Raw genomic sequence first — 13,345 nt, 5'->3', positions numbered from 1 at the left:
TCTCTTGCTACTCGACCGACGGTTATTCTGCTGTTGCGGATATGTGTCGAAAAGCGACATTTCAGCTGGCATGAATCCTGCGTGAGACCATGACATGAAGAAAGATTTCAGCAGAGTCTCCCGGCGGGATATACTTCGCATTCTGGCGACCTCCGGAGCGGCCATGATGGCGCCGCGCGCTTTTGCGGCTCCGCTCAGTGCGGAGCAGCCCGGCATGCGCGGGTCGATCGATGCGGTGCAGTATCGCGCCATTCCCGAAAGCGGCGACAAGAAGAACCGCAATCTGCAGCAGACGATCGAGAAAGCGGCGCGCGAGAACGTGCCGGTCTTCCTGCCGCCGGGCAGCTATCGCATCTCCAACCTGACGCTGCCGGACAATACGCGGATTATAGGCGTGCCGGGCGCGACGCGGATCGTCTATACCGGCGAAGGTCACCTCTTTGCCGCAGAGAATGCAGGCCGCATCGAGCTTTCCAATCTCGTCATCGACGGATCGAACCGGTGGCTGGCAGACTATGCCGGCGCCCTCCTCCAGTTCACCGGCGTCGGTGAGGTGCTTATCGACAATTGCGAGATCGGCAGCAGCCGCAAACACGCGCTGCAGCTCGAGCGCTGTGGCGGGCGGATCGAACGCAGCCGTATTTCCGGCGCCGGGCAATCCGGCATCTATGCGGTGGAATCGGCAGGCCTCTCGGTCACAGACAATACGGTTTCCGACTGCGGAAATGGCGGTATTCTCGTGCATCGCTGGAAGAAGGCCGAGGATGGCACGATCGTTTCCGGCAACCGTGTTACCAATATCCGTGCCAATGATGGTGGCACCGGCGAAAACGGCAACGGCATCAATATCTTCCGCGCCGATGGGGTGACGGTGACCGACAACCAGATCTCCGACTGCGCCTTTACCGCCATCCGCGCCAATTCCGGCTCCAACATCCTGATCAGCAACAACCAGTGCCGCCGCTCCGGCGAGACGGCGATTTATGTGGAGTTCGAATTCGTCGGCGCCGTCGTCTCCGGCAACATGATTGACGGAGCGGCGAACGGCATTTCGATCGCCAATTTCGATCAGGGCGGCCGGCTGGCCAGTGTCACCGGCAATGTCATCCGCAACCTGACGCTCAAAGGCCCTTACAAACACGAGGTCGGCTTCGGCATCGGCATTGCAGCGGAGGCCGATACGCTGGTGTCCGGCAATGTCATCGAGGACGCGCCGCGCTGGGGGCTGCAGATCGGCTGGGGTCCTTATCTGCGCAATGTCGTCGTCAACGGCAATGTCGTGCGCAAATCGCCGGTCGGCTGCGCGGTTTCCGTCGCCGAAGGCGCGGGTTCCGCCGTGATCACCGACAATATCTTCCAGGAGATGGGCAAGGGCGCCGTCATGGGCTTCGAATGGGACAAGCAGGTCTCCGATGAGCTTGCCGATGATAGCTCCCGCTATAAGCAGCTGACCGTCGGGCGAAACCGCATTTCCTGAGCGCTATCAAAAGCTTTCATCGACATATCATCCGCAGGTGCTTTCTTCGCGGCTGCGCTGGCTTTAGGGTCTGTGTGCAGAAGAAGGGGACATTGCCATGCTGACAATCTACGGGGTCTACCGCTCGCGTTCCGCACGCGTTTACTGGATGGTCGAGGAACTGGGGATCGAATTCCAGTCGGTGCCGGTGCTGCAGGCCAGGCGGCTTGCTAATCCGCTGTCGCCGGAAGCGCCCATCAATACGCTCTCTCCGGAATTCCTCGCCATCAATCCGATGGCGCTGATCCCAGCCATCAAGGATGGCGATCTCGTGCTGAACGAGTCTCTGGCGATCAATCTCTATCTCGCGCGCAAATACGGCGGCGAGCTCGGCGGCAAAACCGTCGAGGAAGACGGTTTGATGACGATGTGGACGGTCTGGGCGGTTTCCGAACTCGATGGCAACACGGGCAAGATCGTCTCGACTTATGATGACGGCAAGCAAAACACCGAGGCGGGACGCGCCGTGATCGATGTCGCCTGCCGCACCATGAAGCGGCCGCTTTCGGTTCTCGAAAAGCACCTCGACGGCAAGGACTGGATCGTCGGCGGGCGCTTCACGGTCGCCGACCTCAACATCGCGGAAGTGTTGCGCTACGCCCAGAGCGAAACCGCTCTCTTCGAGGCGCATCCGAACATCGATGCCTGGATCAAGCGCTGCCAGTCGCGCCCGGCCTATCTGGAAATGCAGCGCAAGCGCTCGCTGGAGCCGGTCGAGGTCTGACGATCAGCCGAAGATCGCCGCCGTTTCAGCCATTTCCTCGCGGATCCAGGCCTTGAAGTCGCGAACCTTCTTCGGCTCGCGGCTGCCTTCGGCGGTTACGAAATAATAGCCGTCGCCGGTATTGGCGCGGATGCCGAAGGGTGCCACCAGCCGCCCTTCCTGCAGCGAAAAGCCGGCAAGGGTCTGCCAGGCGAGCATGACGCCCTGCCCGGCTATCGCCGAATCGAGGCAGAGCGAGGCATCGTTGAAAACATGGCGCACGGCCGGCGGTGCGCCCGAGAGCCCGGCCGCCTGCATCCAGACATCCCATGTGAACATGGCATGGGCATCGATGACGGCCGGCAGCTTCAGGATATCGGCAGGCTCCTTCAGCTTCGCGGCCATCTCGGGAGAGCAGACGGGAAACACCACCTGCTCCAGGAGATGCTCGACCTTGACGCCCGGCCAATGGCCCTTGCCGACACGGATGGCGACATCGATATCGGAGGCGGCCAGATTGACGAGTTTGGTGGTCGCGTCGAGGCGCAGGTTGATTTCCGGATGGCGCTCCATGAACCGGTCGAGCCGGCAGACCAGCCAGCGGGCTGCGAGAACAGGCGCCACCGATATGGTCAGGATGCATTCGTCCTTGCGCTGCGCCATCGCAACGGCTTCCGACAGATGGAGGAAGCCTTCGTTCAGGGCGGCAAGAACGGGCGCGCCTGCTTCCGTCACCAGCATGCCCTTCGGCGTGCGCTCGAAGAGCAGCCGGCCGAGTTGGGCTTCGGCCTTGATGACCTGCTGGCTGACGGCTCCAACGGACACGCCGAGCTCATCCGCGGCCGCCTGAAGCGAGCCAAGCCGACCGACGGCCTCCAGCGCGCGAAGGCCATTGAGATGCACGGAATTGAGATTTCTCATATAGTTTTCCTATAGCAAGAAATCGGTAATCTCAATTGAAAAGCAAGCGCTCGCCGCCGATATTGGCACCATGAGACGATTATCTCCGAGGCTATTGCATGCCCGTGCCGCCAAAGGCGATTGCAATGTCTTGCGCCGATGGCCTTCTTATGCCCTCGAGAAAGGAGAGCCACGATGTCACTGCTGAAGTTTTTCTGGAGCCAAAGAGATCCTGGCACAAGGACCGCAGAGACCAAATATGATTGGGATGACGATCTGCTCGGCCACCCCGATATCGCCTCCATGTCGCAGCGGGAGCTGGCGGACCTGCCTCTGCCGGTGCCCGCACCCAAACGTCCTCTGCAACGACAACTAGAGAAATGCGCCTGAAGCTGTACTATATTCCCGTCGAAGAATAGTCAGGGCGGGCGGTATGACGAAAAGCGTAGACGGAATTCTGGCGCGATTGAAGCGGCTGGCGAAGGAAGCCGGCCTGTCTGGCATCGAGGAAAGCACCTCTTATGGCAACCTGGCGCTGAAGGTCGGAGGCAAAAGTTTCGTCGCGGTCAAGGACGATGAAACGGTGGTGATCTCGATCCCGATCGACCACAAGGAACACCTGCTGACGATGGCGCCCGACATCTACTTTCAGACAAACCATTATGTCGGCTGGCCGCACCTGCCGGTCCGCATCGCCGCTATCGGCGACGACGAACTCAAGCAGCGGCTGATCGACGCCTGGATCTACCGAGCGCCGAAGAAGCTGATTTCCGCCTATCGCGGTTAGACCTTTTCGCGCGCCAGCGCACGCTGGACAGCAGGGCGCTGCAGCATGCGTGCATGATGCTCGCTGACCTTGGGGAAGCGCGTGGGATCGACGCCATCGGATGGCAGCCAGCCGGTCATGACGAAAAGATAGGGATCGGCGACCGTATAGGCGTCGCCCATGACCCACGGCCCCTCAAACATCGTCTTCTCGATCAGTTCGAAGCTTTCGGTCATGGTCTGCGGCACCTTGGCCTTCATGGATTCCAGCGCCGCTTCATCATCGGCCCAGCGAGAACCGCGCGGGCGATGCGCATGGTTCACGTGCACTGTCGATGAGATATACCCGTTGAACGCCTGCAGCCGGGCAAATTCGAAGGGGTCGTCGAGGGGCGCGAGCCTAGCGGCGGGCGCCATCTGGGCAATGTAAGCGAGGATCGCCGTCGACTCGGTCAGCACGCCGCAGTCGGTGGCAAGTGCGGGAACGCGCCCCTTCGGATTGATCTTCAGATAGGCTTCAGAGCGCTGTTCGTTCTCGCGCGTGTTGACCTTCTTCGTATCGAAGGAAAGGCCGGATTCCTCCAGCGTAATCAGGCTTGCAAGTGCGCAGGTACCGGGTGCGAAGTAGAGTGTGAGCATAGTGAGACTCCCCTTTCGGGGAGCCTTATAGCGCGGGTATCATGGCCAGCGGAAGACAAGTTTCATCATTCGCGCGGCTTGCACCCATCACGCGCAACCCGGCACGTCCTCCAGCCGGTACCAGACCGGAATGCCGCGCTCCCTAGCGATGCGCACGTCGTTGTCGGCGCCCTTGGAGTCGCCCGGCAGGCGCAGCACGCCTTCGCAGAGCTGCAGCAGGCGGCCGGCGACGGGATGGAAGATTTCCTCGTAGAGGTCGTCACCGACCGATTTGCCGCCGGCGGCATGCCAGATGGGCAGCGCCACCCATTCGCCAATCATCGGCACATGGCCCGCCTTGAAGAGCGCATGGGACGGCTCCTCCAGGTGCTTCAGGTTGGCAGCCATCTTTGCCGGGTCATCGCCCGTTCCGGACCTGTAAGGCCCGGCAATCAAAATCAACATTGGTGTCTCCATCAACTCCCGGCCTCATGCACGGGATTTCGCGAAAATGCACGATATTTCTTGAATGTCGAGTCAATTCGTGCATATTCACGATGTTTCGTAAATTTTCGTGCAGAGATCATCCATGCTGACCACGCAACGTAAAACTCTCATCCTCGACATTCTGCGCCGTGACGGACAGGTGATCGCCAAGCGGGTGGCTGAAGATTTCGAGCTGTCGGAGGATACGATCCGCCGCGATCTCCGGGAGATGGCAGCGGAAGGGTTGCTGAAGCGCGTCCATGGCGGCGCCCTGCCCATTGCCCCCGACCTGCCTGACCTCACGGCCCGCCGCAATGTCGCTTCCGATGTCAAGGCGCGGCTCGGCGCAAAGGCGGCGCAGATGGTGAAGGCCGGACAGATGGTGTTTCTCGACGGCGGCACGACGACGGCGGAGGTGGCACGTCACCTGCCGCGTGATATCCCCTTCACCATCGCCACCCACAGCCCGACGATTGCCGCAGAACTGGAGCATCACCCGACCGCCGAGGTGATCCTCTGTGGTGGCAGGCTCTACAAACATTCGATGGTGGCGACGGGAGCAGCCGCCATGGCCGCGATCTCCGCTCTGCGGCCGGATATCTTCTTTCTCGGCGTGACGGCTGCCCATCCCGTGCATGGATTTTCGACCGGGGATTTCGAGGAAGCGGCGATCAAACGGCACATCGCCCGCTGCTCGGGCGAAACCCATGTCCTGCTAACAGAAGAGAAGTTCGACCTCGTCTCTCCCTGCGCGGTGCTTGGAATTCCCGACGTGGCGGGACTGGTCGTGCCAGCGGAGATGACGGCCGAACGGCTGAAGCCCTATCGCGATCTCAACGCTGCGATCGTGGCAGCGTGATTGCCCTGCGAGACAGTGAACAGCGTGACACTTCGACCACTTAACGTGTGATTTCGATGCGGTCGATCGAGTAATCAGAGGCGCCGAGATCATCCGATTGACTGTGCATGACCAAGAAGTAGCGAAGTTCCTCGATATAATATCCGCTTTCCTTCCAGCTTGTGCGGTCGCACTGCAGCGGCCAGGCGCGGCCTTCAAGAGCAGCGTGGACAGTCTTCGCTTCGACCGACCGGCCAATCATGCAGGAGTTTTTTTGAAGCCCGGCTCCTCCGGACATTTCCGTATCGAAGGAAAAGGAGGCATCAGCAGCCCAAGCCGAGACGGTCAACGTCAGTTCTGTCGTGATCGCTATCCTCTGGTTTTCCGGAGGGCCGTATAAGCCCCGCTGGTTGTTTTTGGATTTCAGCTGCACCGGACCCACCTCTTCACGGTCCATGACGAAGCTTGGACTATAGACTTCCCGAACCCGGGTCGTCCCGCTTTTGCCTGGTTTGACGACAAGGGTGACCTGGTGGCCGGGCCTTGTGCTGCTCGTCGTCGTAATGCTGGCCTCTAGTGCGACAGGTCCGTTGGGCAGGATCGCCTGCAGCTTCGCGGCCGTTGCCTGCACATTTGCGGGAACGGCGACATCATCCAGCCCAGGTTCGTCGCCGTAGCCAGGCTGGCTGATCTCTTGAAGAATCGATTGAAACGATGCGCGCCCCTGGCTGAAGATTGTTTCGTCGGGATGACTGAGGCATCCCCTGAATGATCGTTCGATGAGCTGCTGGGCTTCCCTCTCACCGAATTTCTGCCTTATGACATCGAAATTCTCCATCACCGATATGAAGATGGCATTGGCACCCTCATTGATGACGGTCTGGTTATTGTCGCGCATCGCGTCGACCAGGATTTGACATTTGGATTCAGTCGTCAAACTGCCGAGGAGCGGGTTAGGCGAACCGCCGGAGGATTCTGCCGCCTGTGCGCACCCAACCCCTGCCCAGAATGCCATGACGGCAATGATGCCGAACGACCCGAATCTTGCCACCCAGATATTTTCCTTGTTGACCCGCGCTCACTCGGTCAAAGCCGAGGTCACCCTGACATCACCGACATGGATGCCGTTCCAGTTGCGCATCGATTTATTTGCCAGAGCGGTCAGCGCAGCATGTTCCTTACCGCCCTTCTCGAAGTAGCGGGCAAGCGTCGCAGCAACCATGGCTTCGGCAGCGCGTGTGGTGCCGTCATCACACTTCAGCGCAATCGCAATGCCCTGTTCCGGAATGGCGGCGCAGAAGACGCCTTCCGCGCCCGTCTTGCAAAAGATCCGTCCAGGGGCGATCTGCATCAGCTCGGTGCAGGCGCGACCGGTGCCGGCCACATAGAAGGGCTCGGCCATGCAGGCTTCGATGAGCCGGCGGGAAGCTTTCGCACGTTCGGGGCCAAGGCCATGACCCGTCGCCATCTTCGCAAAACCATGGGCAAGCGCCTTCAGCGGCACGGCGTAAGTCGGAATGGAGCAGCCGTCGGTGCCGCAGACGTCATGACCGAGTGCGGCGCCCGTCAGGTTCTCCATGGCATCGCGGATCTGCTGCTGCAGCGGATGGTCGTAGCCGATGTAACCTTTGCTATCGATGCCCTGATGGCAGCAGGTGCAGACGAAGCCGGCATGTTTGCCGGAGCAATTGTTGTGAAGCGCAGTCGGTTTCTCCAGCGTGCGCGCCTGGTGGATCAGCGTCTTCTGATCCGAGGACCAGTGCGCGCCACATTCCAGCGCCTCCACGTCACGGCCGGCCCGCGACAGCATGGAGGCGGCAAGTACCACATGTTCGTCCTCGCCGCTATGGGAGGAACAGGCGAGCGCCAGTTCCTTATTGCCGAAGCCATAGGCATCCGCCGCGCCGCTTTCGACCAGCGGCAGCGCCTGCATCGCCTTGCAGGCCGAGCGCGGAAAAACGCCCGCCTCGATATCACCCAGCGAAAAGGCGACACGGCCATCGCCATCCACGACCGCAACCGATCCGCTATGGCGGCTTTCGACGAGCAAGCCTCGAGTGACTTCGACGAGGACGGGATTGGGCATGGGCAAGAATCCGGATTGTGGGCAGAGACTGAAGGCATAGCCTCTCGCCCTCCGAAAGCCAACGGAATTTGCGGGAGATATCGGCCGATCACAGCATCTGAACAACCATCACACGAAGTGACTGCTGGTGCGGCAAACTATCGTTTTTCCGTGTAGACGCGATGCCGCGTGCGCCAGCCCGCGTAAATTATCTCGGCGTGATCCGATAGGCACAACGCCGTGCGCCAAGCAGGATATGCTCGCTGCGCTCGACATTGGCCGAGAGCACGCTGCGGAAGGTTTCGATTTCCGAACGGCAGAAGCCGGCGCAGACCGCGGCCGCCGCGCAGATCGGACAATGGTTTTCGACAAGCATCAATGACCCATCCTCCTCCTGCCAGCTATCGGCCATATAGCCCTCGCGGCTTCTGATGGCGGCCAGCCCTTCGACGCGGGCGGCAAGATCCGGCCTGCCGGCGAGTTCATCGCGATAGCGTGTCAGCGTTTCACTTTCGCGGGCGGCAATGACGGTATCGAGCGCGGCCGGGCCGAGCTGCTCGATAACGGTCGTCAGCAGGGCCGCCGTCAGTTCGGCATGCCCATCCGGGAAATGCCTGTTACCCTCAGCCGTCAGGTGCCAGAGCTGGCTCGGGCGTCCCCTGCCCTTGGCGGCTACGGTCATGGCTTCGACCAGCCCCTCCTCCGCCATTTTGGCAAGTTGCTGGCGGGCGGCCTCGCCTGATATGCCAAGTGCATCGCCGACTGCGGCAGCGAGCTGCGGCCCCTCGGTCTTCAACAGGATCAGGATGCGGTTGATAGGAGACTGGCGCATATTTTTCCAAGTTATCTCTTGTTTTAATCCCATGCCCATGTAATTTTCCAATTCATAACTTGGAAAATAATCAAGGGTCAGGAAAAACGCAAGGATTCCATTATGTCCGAGACCGCTTTGGAGCCACCCGGCTCGTCAACCTCCGTCTTCCGGCTGTTTTCTCCCGCACTTCTGCCGGCGACTTTGATGCTTGGCGGCGGCATGACGATCTCCGCAGTCGAAAGTTATATTACAGCGACGATAGCGCCCAGCATCGTGCGCGATGTCGGCGGGCTGGAGCTGTTTTCGCTGGTGACGACGCTCTACGTCGCCGCCACCATACTCGGCTCGATTTTCGTGGCGATGCGGCCGAGACGTATCGCGCTGCGCAGCGTCTATGTCCTGGCGGCCGTGGTCTTTGGCGTCGGCAGCCTGCTTTGCGCGGCTGCACCGTCGATGCCGGTCGTGCTGATCGGACGAACGGTGCAGGGCCTTGGCACCGGCGCGCTTGCCGCCCTCTGTTACGCCTTCATCCGTTTCGTCTATCCCGAGCCGCTCTGGTCGAAGGCTTCGACGCTCTATGCGGCGATCTGGGGTGTTTCGACCGTCATAGGCCCAACGCTCGGCGGCTTCTTCGCACATGACAGCGCCTGGCGTTATGCCTTTGCCGTGCTCGTTCCGCTAGGCGTGCTGATGGCATTGCTGGCGCCGCGGCTTTTACCCCAGGCTGAGGACGACCGCGAACAGACGAAAGTGCCTGCCGTACAGATCTGCCTGCTGCTTGCGGCGGTGCTGCTCGTCAGCACGGCAGGCACGGTCGAGGCGATGACGGCGAAAATCGGATTGCTCGCCATCTCGGTCGTCGCCATCGGCGCGACACTCGTCATGGAACGCAAGGGAGACAACCGGCTGCTGCCATCTGGCGCGGTAACGCTCGGCCAGCCGATCTCGCGGGTGTATCTGACGATGCTCGGCCTGAACTTCGTGCTCGTCAGCGATATCTTCATTCCCTATTTCCTGCAGACCCTGCATGGGGTGACACCGCTGATCTCGGGCTATCTGGTGGCACTTGTCGCGCTCGGATGGACGGTGGCGGCCTTCTTCAGCGCTTCCTTCTCCGGACGGAAAGCCAATGCAGCTATTGTCGCGGGCTGTGTGACGGAGGCTGTTGCGACAGCCGTTCTCGCTGCCTTCCTTGCCCGCGAGAACTCAGAGGCGAATCTCGCCATCCTCGTACCGGCGGCGATCGCCATGTTCATGATGGGCTTTGGCGTCGGCCTCGGCTGGGCACATCTCGTCGCCAAGGTTCTGAAACTGGTTGCCGACAACGAGCAGGATAAGGCATCGGCAGCCATCCCCACCATAAGTTCACTCGGCAGTGCTTTTGGCGCAGCCTTTGCCGGTGTCATCGCCAATGGCGCGGGTCTAGTGGAACCGGGCGGCATTGTTGGCGCGCTATCGGCGGCGAGCTGGCTCTATCTGATCATGGCCTTGCCGGGACTGATTGCTATCGGCGCTGCGGTGTCGCTTACTTCATCGGCCCGAAAATCGTAATCGATTTTCGGAAAGCCTGATGCGCACTCAAGGAGGTAGAGCGTCCTTTGTGCATCCAAACGGACGCACGGCGCTCTAGCCGAGCTTCAGCATGATCTTGCCGATGTGGTTGCTGCTCTCCATCAGCCGATGGGCGGCGGCCACATCTTCGAAGGCAAAGGTCTTGTAGATGACGGGGGCGACCGTGCCGGCTTCCAGAAGCGGCCATACCTCGGAAAGAAGATCGTCGCGGATCGCCCGCTTCTCCTCCGCCGTGCGCGGACGCATGGTCGAGCCGGTCACCGTCAGCCGCTTGACCATGATCGGGGTCAGGTTGACCTTCTCGGCAACCGCACCCTGCAGGAAGGCGATGATCGACAGGCAGCCGTCCTTCGCCAGCGAGGCGATGTTCTTCTCGAAATAGGCCGCGCCGATCATGTCGATGATGATATCGACGCCCTGGCCGGTCTCTTGCCTGATGACGGCGGCAAAATCCTCTTCCCGATAATTGATGGCGCGCTTGGCACCGAGCTTCTCGCAGGCCTCGCATTTCTCGTTCGAACCGGCGGTCGCATAGACCTCGGCGCCGAAAGCCCGGGCAAGCTGGATCGCAGTCGTGCCAATGCCGCTGGAACCGCCATGAACAAGCACTTTCTCGCCTTCCGTCAGGCCGGCCATCTGAAAGAGATTTGCCCAGACGGTGAAGAAGGTCTCCGGAAGAGCCGCCGCCTTCACCGCGTCGTAGCCTTTCGGGAAGGGCAGCGCCTGGCCGGCGGGCAGAAGGCAATATTCGGCATAAGCGCCACCATTGGCGAGGCCGCAGACCTTGTCGCCCAGCGAATAGCCGGTCACGCCGGTACCGATCGCGACGACCTCACCGGCAAGTTCAAGGCCGAGAACGGGGCTTGCATCCTTCGGCGGCGGATAGCTGCCCTGGCGCTGGGAAATATCCGGGCGGTTGACGCCGATCGCTTCGGTGCGAACGAGGATCTGGCCTTCGCCGGGCACCGGCACCGGCCCGTTTGCAATGACCATCGCCTCCGGCCCGCCGAAAGACGGCAGATCGACAAAGCGCATATGCGATGGCAACGACATGGCCCGGCTCTCCCTATTCCGAAGCACTGGGATAAATCAGGGCCTGGGGCTTGGGAAGGCCGGAAGTGACAGAGGCGTCAATTCGCCTCGCCTAGCGCATGAAATACGAGGCCGTCTTCATTTTCCTTGGCGGCAGACTTTACGAGGGCAATCTCGGCGCTGACACGGTTGATATCGTCGATGACGAGACCTTCGGGCAGTTCCAGGACGCCGATCGAGCAGCGCATCAGCGGGAAGAAGGCTTCCGCGCCGGTGCGATCGTGGCCGCGGATACGACCGGCGGCGCGGTCCTCATCCGAATAGAGATCGAGCACGTCATCGTGGAAATCGCTGATGAGCCGATCGAGGATTTCCGTCAGTTCCTCCTTCGTCCAGCCGACGACACCGATGAAGAAATCATCGCCGCCGACATGGCCGAGGAAGTGGCGCTCGGCGAAGAAATAGCGGCGCATCAGCGCGGCGAAGAGCGAGATCGCATGGTCGCCGAGATGGAAGCCGTAAGCATCGTTGAAGGGCTTAAAGTTGTCGAAGTCGCAATAGCAGAAGTGGCGCACTTCATCGCCGTCGCGGCCGGAATGGCGCATGAAATCGCGGATAGCGCGGTTGCCCGGCAAACCGGTCAGCGGGTTCTGATCCTGCGCCGTCTTCAGCTGCTTCTCGTTGATGACCTTGATCAGCGAGGCGGCGGAGACGACACCGGCATAACGCATGTTGTCGGTGAGGATCAGGCAGTTGCTGCCTTCCATATTGGCGAAGATCACCATGAGTTGATCAGCATCGCTGTCGAGGCCGACGATCGGCGCACGCTCGACGAAATGCGAGATGGTGCGCTCGTAGTCCTTGTTCTTCAGAAGGTCGCGGCCGAAGGGCTGATAGATATATTCCTTGAGGTGGTGCTCGTGAATGATGCCGCGCGGCTCGCCATTGGCATTGAGAACCGGGAAATAGGCCTGGCGCGGGTTGCGGCGGAAGAGTTCGAAGACCGTATCGATGGCGTCGCTCTCATAGACGGTCGGCAGCATTTCGATCTGCTTGCGAATGAGGATTTCATCGAGCGACTGGCTGTTGCCCTTGTTCTTGCCGAGCTCCTGCAGGTGCGGGAAGGCGGGCACGAGCTCGGAGAGATGCGTCGACGGACGCGAGATGAACCAGCCCTGCACGAGGTCGACGCCATAGTCGCGGCAGACGATGAATTCGGCTTCCGTTTCGATGCCCTCGGCGATCACGCGGGTGCCGAGAACGTGGGCCATGTTGACGATGCTCTTCAGCAGGTGCCGCTTGCGCGGGCTGCGATCGATATCGGCGACGAAGTGACGGTCGATCTTCAGGTAATCGACGGAATAATCGCAGAGCAGCTTCATCTCGCCGTGACCGACGCCGAAATCGTCGATCGCCAGCTTGAAGCCGGCCTTGCGCAGGCGCGAAACGAGATCCGCGAATTCCGGCACGCTGGTATTGTCGAAACGCTCGGAGAATTCGAAGCAAACGGAAGACGGCGGGATACTCGCCGTTTTCAGCTGCAGCAGCAGGCTCTCGACAAGGCGATTGCCCTGCGGGATGAGGCGGACGTCGAGATTGAGGAAAAGCGTGGCGGTTGCGAAATTCGAGAGCGTGGAAAATTTGGCAACGGCGCGGCTCGCGACCATCTGCTCGAGCTGCAGAAGCTGCCCGTGCTCATAGGCTTCGTCGAGGATTTCGACCGGCGTTTCGAAACCGATGCGCTCCTGCCCGCGCATGAGGGATTCATAACCGAAGACCGAGCCGGTACCGGCTTCGACGATCGGCTGAAACGCATTTTCGATGACGAGTTTGGCGAGGGTGACGATCTGATCGCTGGCGTAACGACGCACGACACCCGGTTCGACGCTGGCAGCCAAAGACATGCCAATCTCCACTGTGACCTTTTCTTTTTCGGTCGGACAATGGAGCAGAAGGGTCAACGAACTCTTTCGTCAGTGTGAAACTTTTATGAAACGCGCAGGCTTTCATGCGCGCTCAGCGTTTATTAGATTTCA

General features: G+C 60.6%; 14 protein-coding genes. 6 read left to right on the top strand and 8 right to left on the bottom strand.

Annotated elements, in window-relative coordinates; genetic code table 11:
• Positions 1-94 precede the first annotated feature (94 nt).
• A complete protein-coding gene (locus FHT87_RS13250) occupies positions 95-1,477 on the top strand; it encodes a TIGR03808 family TAT-translocated repetitive protein (RefSeq protein ID WP_183735611.1) in 1,383 nt (460 codons plus the stop codon).
• Between the two features lie 97 nt (positions 1,478-1,574).
• A complete protein-coding gene (locus FHT87_RS13245) occupies positions 1,575-2,240 on the top strand; it encodes a glutathione S-transferase family protein (protein WP_183735610.1) in 666 nt (221 codons plus the stop codon).
• 3 nt (positions 2,241-2,243) lie between these two features.
• Here FHT87_RS13245 and FHT87_RS13240 read toward each other — a convergent pair whose 3' ends face one another.
• Positions 2,244-3,140: a LysR substrate-binding domain-containing protein gene (locus FHT87_RS13240; protein ID WP_183735609.1), complete on the bottom strand. Its 897-nt coding sequence runs from the start codon at positions 3,138-3,140 to the stop codon at positions 2,244-2,246.
• Positions 3,141-3,314: 174 nt separating this feature from the next.
• Between FHT87_RS13240 and FHT87_RS13235 the strand changes: the two genes are divergently transcribed.
• Both FHT87_RS13235 and FHT87_RS13230 read left to right on the top strand, forming a co-directional pair.
• A complete protein-coding gene (locus tag FHT87_RS13235; RefSeq protein ID WP_183735608.1) occupies positions 3,315-3,509 on the top strand; it encodes a hypothetical protein in 195 nt (64 codons plus the stop codon).
• Positions 3,510-3,552: 43 nt separating this feature from the next.
• A complete protein-coding gene (locus FHT87_RS13230) occupies positions 3,553-3,906 on the top strand; it encodes an MmcQ/YjbR family DNA-binding protein (RefSeq protein WP_183735607.1) in 354 nt (117 codons plus the stop codon).
• Here FHT87_RS13230 and FHT87_RS13225 read toward each other — a convergent pair.
• Positions 3,903-4,523 (bottom strand): glutathione S-transferase family protein, encoded by a 621-nt coding sequence (locus tag FHT87_RS13225; protein WP_183735606.1) that lies wholly within the window; start codon positions 4,521-4,523, stop codon positions 3,903-3,905. The genes FHT87_RS13230 and FHT87_RS13225 overlap by 4 nt on opposite strands.
• 87 nt (positions 4,524-4,610) lie before the next feature.
• On the bottom strand, positions 4,611-4,967 hold the full coding sequence (locus FHT87_RS13220; protein ID WP_183735605.1) for a DUF4406 domain-containing protein: 357 nt from the start codon (positions 4,965-4,967) through the stop codon (positions 4,611-4,613).
• A gap of 124 nt (positions 4,968-5,091) precedes the next feature.
• On the opposite strand from FHT87_RS13220, the gene FHT87_RS13215 reads away from it, so the two are divergent.
• A complete protein-coding gene (locus FHT87_RS13215; protein WP_183735604.1) occupies positions 5,092-5,847 on the top strand; it encodes a DeoR/GlpR family DNA-binding transcription regulator in 756 nt (251 codons plus the stop codon).
• Positions 5,848-5,887: 40 nt separating this feature from the next.
• On the opposite strand, the gene FHT87_RS13210 is transcribed toward FHT87_RS13215, so the two are convergent.
• The 3 genes from FHT87_RS13210 to FHT87_RS13200 all read right to left on the bottom strand — a co-directional run bounded on the left by FHT87_RS13210 (position 5,888) and on the right by FHT87_RS13200 (position 8,723).
• Positions 5,888-6,877, bottom strand: coding sequence for a hypothetical protein (locus FHT87_RS13210; protein ID WP_183802392.1), 990 nt, complete (start codon positions 6,875-6,877; stop codon positions 5,888-5,890).
• Positions 6,878-6,904: 27 nt separating this feature from the next.
• The gene (locus FHT87_RS13205; protein ID WP_183735602.1) at positions 6,905-7,912 is read right to left on the bottom strand and encodes an asparaginase; all 1,008 of its coding nucleotides are present in this window, start codon (positions 7,910-7,912) and stop codon (positions 6,905-6,907) included.
• A gap of 187 nt (positions 7,913-8,099) precedes the next feature.
• A complete protein-coding gene (locus tag FHT87_RS13200; protein ID WP_183802389.1) occupies positions 8,100-8,723 on the bottom strand; it encodes a metalloregulator ArsR/SmtB family transcription factor in 624 nt (207 codons plus the stop codon).
• 102 nt (positions 8,724-8,825) lie between these two features.
• On the opposite strand from FHT87_RS13200, the gene FHT87_RS13195 reads away from it, so the two are divergent.
• A complete protein-coding gene (locus FHT87_RS13195) occupies positions 8,826-10,256 on the top strand; it encodes an MFS transporter (protein ID WP_183735600.1) in 1,431 nt (476 codons plus the stop codon).
• A gap of 75 nt (positions 10,257-10,331) precedes the next feature.
• Here the strand turns inward: FHT87_RS13195 and FHT87_RS13190 are convergent, their stop codons facing one another.
• The gene (locus FHT87_RS13190; protein WP_183735599.1) at positions 10,332-11,330 is read right to left on the bottom strand and encodes an NAD(P)H-quinone oxidoreductase; all 999 of its coding nucleotides are present in this window, start codon (positions 11,328-11,330) and stop codon (positions 10,332-10,334) included.
• A 77-nt stretch (positions 11,331-11,407) separates the two neighbouring features.
• Positions 11,408-13,213, bottom strand: a complete 1,806-nt coding sequence (locus FHT87_RS13185; RefSeq protein WP_210276911.1) for an EAL domain-containing protein — start codon at positions 13,211-13,213, stop codon at positions 11,408-11,410.
• Positions 13,214-13,345: the final 132 nt, after the last annotated feature.

The sequence above is a fragment of the Rhizobium sp. BK316 genome (genome assembly GCF_014193695.1).
Classification (GTDB): Bacteria; Pseudomonadota; Alphaproteobacteria; order Rhizobiales; family Rhizobiaceae; genus Rhizobium.
This window is presented reverse-complemented; position numbering and strand designations above follow the sequence as displayed.

Excerpts from the sequence above, each read along its gene's own strand:
- FHT87_RS13215 (WP_183735604.1), top strand. The coding sequence starts at position 5,092 with ATGCTGACCACGCAACGTAAAACTCTCATCCTCGACATTCTGCGCCGT.
- FHT87_RS13195 (WP_183735600.1), top strand. The coding sequence starts at position 8,826 with ATGTCCGAGACCGCTTTGGAGCCACCCGGCTCGTCAACCTCCGTCTTC.
- FHT87_RS13225 (WP_183735606.1), bottom strand. The coding sequence starts at position 4,523 with ATGCTCACACTCTACTTCGCACCCGGTACCTGCGCACTTGCAAGCCTG.
- FHT87_RS13250 (WP_183735611.1), top strand. The coding sequence starts at position 95 with ATGAAGAAAGATTTCAGCAGAGTCTCCCGGCGGGATATACTTCGCATT.
- FHT87_RS13205 (WP_183735602.1), bottom strand. The coding sequence starts at position 7,912 with ATGCCCAATCCCGTCCTCGTCGAAGTCACTCGAGGCTTGCTCGTCGAA.
- FHT87_RS13185 (WP_210276911.1), bottom strand. The coding sequence starts at position 13,213 with ATGTCTTTGGCTGCCAGCGTCGAACCGGGTGTCGTGCGTCGTTACGCC.
- FHT87_RS13190 (WP_183735599.1), bottom strand. The coding sequence starts at position 11,330 with ATGTCGTTGCCATCGCATATGCGCTTTGTCGATCTGCCGTCTTTCGGC.
- FHT87_RS13200 (WP_183802389.1), bottom strand. The coding sequence starts at position 8,723 with ATGCGCCAGTCTCCTATCAACCGCATCCTGATCCTGTTGAAGACCGAG.
- FHT87_RS13220 (WP_183735605.1), bottom strand. The coding sequence starts at position 4,967 with ATGTTGATTTTGATTGCCGGGCCTTACAGGTCCGGAACGGGCGATGAC.
- FHT87_RS13240 (WP_183735609.1), bottom strand. The coding sequence starts at position 3,140 with ATGAGAAATCTCAATTCCGTGCATCTCAATGGCCTTCGCGCGCTGGAG.
- FHT87_RS13235 (WP_183735608.1), top strand. The coding sequence starts at position 3,315 with ATGTCACTGCTGAAGTTTTTCTGGAGCCAAAGAGATCCTGGCACAAGG.
- FHT87_RS13230 (WP_183735607.1), top strand. The coding sequence starts at position 3,553 with ATGACGAAAAGCGTAGACGGAATTCTGGCGCGATTGAAGCGGCTGGCG.
- FHT87_RS13245 (WP_183735610.1), top strand. The coding sequence starts at position 1,575 with ATGCTGACAATCTACGGGGTCTACCGCTCGCGTTCCGCACGCGTTTAC.